General features: G+C 42.3%; 5 protein-coding genes. All 5 read right to left on the bottom strand.

Annotated features, from left to right (window positions below; all coding sequences use genetic code 11):
• The coding region (locus ACTCNA_RS17385) for a Fur family transcriptional regulator (protein WP_462949206.1) at window positions 1-407 on the bottom strand (407 nt) is incomplete at its 3' end.
• 211 nt (window positions 408-618) lie between these two features.
• A complete protein-coding gene (locus ACTCNA_RS17380; protein WP_016778473.1) occupies window positions 619-1,065 on the bottom strand; it encodes a hypothetical protein in 447 nt (148 codons plus the stop codon).
• 81 nt (window positions 1,066-1,146) lie between these two features.
• Window positions 1,147-1,794 carry a DUF6448 family protein gene (locus tag ACTCNA_RS17375; RefSeq protein ID WP_016778474.1) on the bottom strand — a complete coding sequence of 216 codons (648 nt, stop codon included), beginning with the start codon at window positions 1,792-1,794 and terminating at the stop codon, window positions 1,147-1,149.
• Between the two features lie 167 nt (window positions 1,795-1,961).
• The gene (locus ACTCNA_RS17370; RefSeq protein WP_228488528.1) at window positions 1,962-2,612 is read right to left on the bottom strand and encodes a helix-turn-helix domain-containing protein; all 651 of its coding nucleotides are present in this window, start codon (window positions 2,610-2,612) and stop codon (window positions 1,962-1,964) included.
• 477 nt (window positions 2,613-3,089) lie between these two features.
• Window positions 3,090-5,597 (bottom strand): heavy metal translocating P-type ATPase, encoded by a 2,508-nt coding sequence (locus ACTCNA_RS17365; RefSeq protein ID WP_016778477.1) that lies wholly within the window; start codon window positions 5,595-5,597, stop codon window positions 3,090-3,092.
• Window positions 5,598-5,864 lie beyond the last annotated feature (267 nt).

Genomic DNA, 5,864 nt, shown 5'->3' with positions numbered 1-5,864 from the left:
CAGCGCGGGCACACCCCGTTAATGATGAATTGCGCATTATCGTAGGTGTAGCCTTCAGGCAGTTTAATGTTGGGAATTGGAAGTTCTTTCATACAACGTGTCCTGCCACAACGCGTACAATAAAAATGAACGTGTAAATCATGTATATTACAGGTACATTCATCATCGCAAACGGCATACTTCACTGAGCCTGAACCATCATCAACTGTATGCACAATGAAATTGTCTTCAAATGTTTTAAGCGCCCTAAATATGGTTGAACGCTCCACTTTTTCAAATCGCTGTTCCAAATCCGTCAGGCTCAGCGCTTTCCCGGTTTCGGCAAGTGTCTTGTAAACCAGGGTTCGCATGGCTGTTGGCTTCACGTTTTTTGATTCGAGTTTCTTTTCAATTTCATTGTTTTCCATTCGGGTAAATAATTGTGAGACAAAAATTTTCAACGTTTATAAAATCCAAATTTACCTAAAATCAAACATTTACACCAAATATATAGCCGACCAACGCGGAAAGCGCCATAGCAATGGTTCCCCAAACTGTAATTCTCACAATCGTTTTTATAATATTAGAGCCACCGGTTTTTGCAGAAGTTGCCCCCAAAGCGATAAGAAAAACAATTGCTTATTTGAATTTAAGTTTAATAAACTCGCCAATTAATATAGCGGTGGGGTATGAAAATTCTTCTTCTGTTTGTGCGTGAAGCATAAGTTTTTGAGCAAATTCAGCAACCTCAGGATGATGTTCTGCTGTTGCATGTTGCACTAAAACCTCCAAAGCCGCAACAATTTGTTTATGTTCTGCCAACATTTCCGGAAGTTCTGATTTCAGTTTGTCCGTCATTTGCAAAACCTCTTTCATTTCTTCAGAAAGGCTTCCTGATGAAAGAGATGGCAACAGCCCCAAAGGGGGAAGCGCGTACTCTTCTTCTTTGACAAAATGCGGATGCATCAATTCAGCAACTGTTTTTGCGGCTTCGCCTGTTTTGCCTGAAAGCTGCGTGGCTTGCCGGAGCATGGCATGTAATTCTTCATGCTCTTTATTTAATGATACAGGTGTTTTAAATTCCATGATACTTTTATTTTACGTTATATGATTTTAATTGGTTCTTTATATCTTCAACAAGAGTCATTAAAAAGATGTTTAGTTAATCTATTCACCAACTCCATGTGGGGGACCGGCCTGAATATTTTGGTAGAGTTTATGAGAATATATGATATACTTTACATAACTGTCCACCCACTGACGGCCGGCTTCTACACTTTTGTTCTTATTCTTTTTAGCCTCCAAAGCATTTTGGAACCACTCAGAAGTTTCTTTTTCCAATTCCTCTTTGAAAAGTGTTTGTAAGGGGGCAATATCACCGGTTTCAAGGGCTTTTTCTGCTAGTGCAATATCCGGGGCATTGGGGCTGGCCGGTTTCAATCCTGTAAAAGGCATGCTTTCCGCTGCACGGTGCAGCCTGACCGTGTTACTCATAAAATATTCCGTTGCCAGTTCCTTTGATTCACCACCTTTGTTGTAAACACTTAAACTTTGCCTGAATTTATTCCTCAACTCTTCTTCCTGCTTTTCGCCAATCCAAATAGCAACTTTACTAAAGTCACCGGTTTTGAGAGCTTCTTTTGCAGCCACAGCCACCGGTCCATTTTTGCGGTCGCAATGGGCGGAGGCGGGAAATGCAGAGAATAGCAAGAATAACGAAACAAGAACAATCGGGAGGATTGTTTGTAAATTGCTTTTAAGGGATTGAAGCTTTTCGCGACTTCCCGTTCCTGAATTAAAACCTTTTGTTTTCATAATAAATTGTTTTAAACGTTTTTAATTGAATTATCTGGAACAAAAGTACAACAGGTAACAATGTTGTGCGACCTACTTTGTAAAGTAGTACCCATTTAGCAACAATTTGAAGTCCATAATATAGGACTTCAGGTAAAAAATAACCAGTGCGGGTGATTATAACCATTTTAGAGTTGCTTCTTATATTCACTTGGGGTGAACCCGGTTAGTTTTTTAAATACCCTGTTGAATGCCGATTTCGTATTAAAACCACAATCGAATGCAATTCCTAAAATGGTCAGATTTTCAAATTCGGGATTGTCCATCCTTGATTTAACTTCATCCACCCTGTATTGGTTAACAAAATCGAAGAAGTTGACATTAAACTGTTCATTTATAACACGCGAAAGATGATGGGAAGGTATATTGAGTTTTTCGGCTAACCCGGGAAGTGAAAGGTTAGCGTCCAAATAGGGTTTTTCGTTGCTCATAAAACTTCGTATTTTGCTTACATATTTTTTCGCATCAGTCTCTTTCATGACCACGCCGGAATATTTCGGCTTCGGTTCCGTAACGTATTCGATGCTACTGTCAGGATATTGAATAAAAATTTCCTTTTGCTTTAGGCCGAAATAGCCGATTAAGATGATGAAAACAGACAAAGAAAGAGTAAGGCCATGCGTACAAAAAACCCATGAGAACAACCCGAAAACATGATGGACAGTGGCAAAAAACATTAAAACCGTCCAAACAGCCCCAAAAGTATAAACAAGCTTCCGTAGCCAATCGAGGTTAACATTCTCATACGATGAAAAATTATTGAAAATATTGATATCCAATTTTTTAAAAAGCCGGATGGATAAAATAAAATAGAATGGTCCGGATAAAACTATGAGAATCAGGAATAAATTAAAAAGTAAAGGAGCCCCATGTTCACGTTCTACATGGGCTAATCTTATTCGTTCCGATATTTCGGGTAAAAAGGATGCAATGACTATATAAAGGTTGAATAGGATAAAAGGAATAAAATGTACCAATTTTTTCCTGTTAAATCTAAATTTTTGGTCAATCAATGCAGAAATATATAAAAACAAGAATGGCCCGTGAAGTAAGAGTAATGAAATAAAACTTGCTGAAAGGAGGTAAAAATCTGTAAATAGTTTATTTGAAAACAAGGCATATATACCTGTGTATAACCCTAAATAAATTAACCAATAAATCAGTATTTTATCATGTAAAGCCTTTTTTTTCTGTAAAATCAGAACCGCAAAAAACAAGGCATTGAAAGCAGCTATCAGGAAAATATATTTCATTGGTTATTTTTTATATGCCAACAACCTCAATGCATTAAATACCACAACAAGAGTTGACCCTTCGTGAATCAACACGGCAATGCCAATGCCGGCCAGGCCAAGTATGGTTGAAGGAATAAGTATCGCTACGATACCGAGGCTAATCCAAAGGTTTTGTTTTATGATGCCTTTTGCTTTTCTGCTCAGTCCAATGGCAAAGGGAAGTATTTCCAGTTTGTCGCCCATCAGGGCAATATCTGCGGTTTCGAGAGCCACGTCCGAACCGGCAGCACCCATGGCTATCCCAACGGTGCTGTTGGCCATGGCGGGGGCATCATTTACGCCATCGCCTATCATTGCCACTTTGGATTCCTTCTTCCTGAGTTTTTTTATGGCATCCACCTTTTCATCGGGCAACAGGCTGCCCCAGGCATCGGTCAGGCCTATTTCTTTGGCCACGGCATCGGCCACTTTCTGGTTGTCGCCCGTGAGCATGACCATCCGTTTAATACCGGTTTTCTTTAATTGCTCCAGTGTGCTTTTTGCCTCCGTTCTCGGAGTGTCCATTAAAGCAATGATACCCAAATAATCGCCATTCCGGCGAATAAGCATGGTGGTGTTCCCGTCAGATTCAAGCGCTTTTACCTTTTCTGTAATTTCCTCCGAAGGTTTATTATCATCGAGGGCTTCATATAATTCCAGGTTTCCTATATACACTTTGTCTTCACCCAATGTCGCTTTTATACCTTTTCCCAAAACGGCTTCAAGGTCTCTGGCTTCGGGAATACTATTACCTTCCAAACGTTTTCTGCCGTCCCTGACCACCGCCTTTGCCAACGGGTGGTCGCTCAGGTTTTCTACGGCTATTGTCATTTTCAGCAATTCATTTTCATCGGTATTGTTCAGCGGAACTACTTCTGTGAGTTTTGGTTTGCCTTCGGTAAGCGTTCCGGTTTTATCGAAAGCCAGGGCGGTTAAAACACCCAGGTCTTCCAAAGGACGTCCGCCTTTGATAAGCACCCCGCTTTTGGCTGCACGTGCCACCCCGCTCAGTACAGCGCTTGGTGTGGAAATGGCCAGCGCGCAAGGGCTGGCGGCTACCAGAACGGCCATCGCCCTGTAAAAGCTGTCGCTAAAATTTTCGTCAATGACCACGAAAGCCCCGAGCAATAATACCACCAATCCTAAAACAGACGGCACAAAGTATTTCTCGAACTTATCGGTAAACCGCTGGGTGGGCGATTTCTGCGTTTGGGCTTCATTCACCAGTTTTACCAAACGGGAGAGGGTAGAGTCGCTGGCTTCTCTGGTGACTTTAATTTCCAGCGTGTTGTTACCATTGATTGTGCCTGAAAAAACCCTGTTTTCATCACGGATGTCTTTTTCATTGGAATAATCTTTTTGGGGGTCGTCTACCGGTATTTTATCCACCGGTACACTTTCGCCCTTGATGGGGGCCTGGTTCACGCTGCTTTCGCCGCTCACCACAACGCCATCGGACGGGATTTTGGTGTTGGGCTTCACCACGATAACGTCGCCGATACTTAGTTTTTCAATGCCTACCTCTTCTGTTTTCCCGTTCTTCTTTAGCAAGGCGGTTTTGGGGGCAAGTTCAGCCAAAGCAGCAATGGATTTTCGGGCTTTGTTCATAGCGAATTGTTCGAGTGCGTGGCCCATGCTGAACAGGAACAACAGCAAAGCGCCTTCGGCCCATTCGCCCAGTATAGCTGCACCGATGGCTGCAACCAGCATAAGAAAGTCAATTTCGAAACCGCCTTTGGCAACGGTTTGTATGGCTTCTTTGGCCGTGTAGAAACCGCCAAAGAAATAAGCTCCGATATACAGCGACAGGCTAACCCACGATGGGACTGCATCCACGAATGAAAGGCCAAAACCAATGGCCAGCAATATTCCGCAAATGATGGAGAAAATCAACTCCGTATTTTTACCAAAAAGGCCGCCATGGGCATGTTCATGTTCTTCCCCTTCTTTTTCTTCGTGTTCAGGCTTTTTTTCAGGCTGCTTGTCTTTCGGCGCTTTCTCCGTTTCTTTGATGCCGCGAAGATATTTCCCGGCTTTTAAGGCAGTATCGGTTATACCAAGGCCTTCTTTTCGTAAAGCTTCAACTATTGCTGCTTCATCAATCTGCCTTGTGTCGAACTCAGCCCGTACCATTCCGGAGGCAGAAACCGATGCTTCAATGATACCGTTTAAGTCGCGTAGGTTTCGTTCGACACTGCGTGCATGGCGCGGGTGGCGGATGCCTTCTACGCCGATGAGTTTATGCCCGGTTTTTTCGGTAATGGACGCCCCTGTTTGCCGGGCAATTGAACGTACCCGGTCAATGGAAATCAATTCCGGGTCATAGTGAAAACAAAGCTGGGGTACTCCATTTTCTGCAGCCTCTGAAACGTGGACTTTTTCCAGTCCTTTTTGCTCCTGAAGCAGTGAGATAAGCTCCTGAACACATTGGTCTTTTTCGTCCGGCACTTCGGGTAAAATAAGCGGTATTTCTAATTTTAGTTTTTTCATGTTGTTTGTATATTAACGATGAAAATGTTCAATTCTACTTTTGGCAAACCCTGATTTTATGAAGGTAAAGAAAAGGCTGCCATAAATCAAAATTAGATGTGCAGCAACCTTTTCAATTTTTTACAACCCGTTTTCCAATCCTGTTTTTACCCGGTACGCCTTTTCAACATCAGAAACATAAATCAACCCATCACCGGGGTTCAGGGTTTTACCGTATTCCGAAATAATTTGCACCACCTTATCCACATCGTTTTTATTGACCACAAG

This window comes from Tangfeifania sp., from assembly GCF_055108615.1.
This window is presented reverse-complemented; position numbering and strand designations above follow the sequence as displayed.